Origin of the sequence: Pseudomonas sp. IT-P395, from assembly GCF_949767675.1 — a bacterium.
Lineage (GTDB): Bacteria > Pseudomonadota > Gammaproteobacteria > Pseudomonadales > Pseudomonadaceae > Aquipseudomonas.
Window position 1 is genome coordinate 1 of sequence record NZ_CATKPW010000028.1, and the last position, 2026, is coordinate 2026.

At 53.9% G+C, this 2026-nt stretch carries 2 pseudogenes; both read left to right on the top strand.

Annotation, left to right across the window (positions count from 1 at the left end):
* Nucleotides 1-304 (top strand): annotated as a pseudogene (locus ACM6IN_RS18610) (hypothetical protein); the annotation flags it as partial.
* Between the two features lie 157 nt (nt 305-461).
* A pseudogene (locus ACM6IN_RS18615) lies at nt 462-2026 on the top strand (hypothetical protein); the annotation flags it as partial.

Below are 2026 nucleotides of genomic sequence, written 5' to 3' on the forward strand. Positions count from 1 at the left end.
CCCGGAGCCGGGACGCTGGGTCAGCAACCCGGTGCTGTTTGCCGGCAAGGGCCGTCAAGGCGTCGGTGTTCTGGTCGACCCGTTCAACCCGGACAAGGTATGGAAAGCAGAAATACCGGTCGACACTGAGTGGGAAAGCGTGCCCGACCACGCAATGCCTCTGGGTGGCAACTGGTGTCGGTTCAGGCAGACGTTAACCGACAATGTCAGCGAGGCGACGTATTCCGACTGGATCGAAAGTCCGCGCTTTGAAATCGAGCAGGTGGCAGTGAACAAAATCCGCAGTAGTAAGCAGGTCTTTTGACCAGTAGAGAGTTCAACGCAAAATTCAAGAATGAAACTCCGAAAATGCTTGAATGGAACGATCTACCGTTCGTCGGGACTGTCAGATTTTACAGGTAGGAATAATCCGGCTGCTGTGGCTTTCTGTCTTTCTTTGTCACTGTATTCGAAGGTGATGCATGAACGACGATACCCGCCAGAATCCTGAGGCAGCGACGTTAATCATTGATGAACCCGCAGACGGATCGGAGATCGATTTCAGAAGCAATACCGTTTCAGGTAGAGGCCTGATCCACAACGAGAAGGTTTACATTCACATCAGTGGACCTACTATTTCTCTGAACTTCGAGGTGTCTGCCAAGCTGGGTGTCTGGAGTTATAACCTGCCGCATTTCATGCCCACAGGTAGACTCCAGGTTACGGCGCGTAGCGTCATTTTTGAGGTGTCGAACTCTTTCACTTCAACTCAGCCTCCGCCAAGGATTGCTCCTCAGGAAGGCACCGGTGTCGAGGTTGGCGGAACTGGAGTATTCGGTACAAACATACTGGTATACGGCCAGGACTCAGATGGAAATGCCGTGATGGGGACTGCGGTCGTTGGCACTGATGGAAAGTGGAATCCCAAGTGGCTCGAAGGGTTTGAACCTGAAGAAAGGGAATATGTATACGTAGCAAAAAGTACGTTTCTCATCGGTGACAAACAATTTGCTTCAGGCGAATCTCAACCTGAAACCTATTCTCCGGGCATTCGCATTCCGATCATCACCTTCCCGGTCATTGAGTTGCAGGAACGCCATTTCTTACTGTCAGGTATCGATGGCGTCGTGGACGCAACTCTTTATATCCATACAGATTTGACATCGGATAATCGAGGTGAGATTGCTGTCACTGCGGCTGACTGGCGCTTGCCTGTGACGGTCGAGCCTGGACCGGTTTCACTTGTCGCGATGCAGGTATTGAAAAATGAACCGTCCAAGAGAAGCGCCCCCCGCTCTTACCGGATCCGCCCTCCCAAACTGGCAGAGCCTGAGGTCACCTTTCTTCCTGATACAAGCTTGAAGTTCTCCGGCTCCGGCCATTTCGATCAAAACCTCTCGACCGAAATCCAGTTCTCTGCCAGCGACGGCTCGCTGCCTTTGCCGCCCAACGTCCGCGTCAATGCCCAGGGCTATTGGGAAACGGCCCCCGTTGTCTGGTCTCTGGGCAGCTACAAGATGAAGGTGATTCAAAAAATCGCCGACAACGCCAGTGGCTGGATCGAATCAGAGCCTGTTGAATTCGAAGTCCGCAACGACATGCCGGATATCACCGAGGCGAGCTACACCGAGGAGTATCTACCGGTCTTCAGCGGCAAAGGTTACACAGGTGCCACCGTCTCGCTCAGGTTTCCCGATACAAACGAGGCTGCACGGAGTGTAGTGGTCGTGAACGGCCAATGGTCGACGTCTGCATTGGTGGATTGGGGGCCAACCAACAAGCGGGAAGTGCGCATTACACAGCATCTTGGAAACCATCCTTCGCAACGTCCTTTCATCCTGTACGTCACGATTCCACCGCTGGCGCCAGGCGTGGATGATCTTGGCGAAGAGGGGCTGGAGCCGGTATTTCGCGGCACTTGCTTGTCGGGCGCCACGGTGAGCATCAGGTTCAGCGACGATACCGAGACGCATGTGGCGACCGTGACGGGATCCACCTGGACATTTCAGCGACCCACCCCGTTCGAGGCAAATATCGAACATGCCGC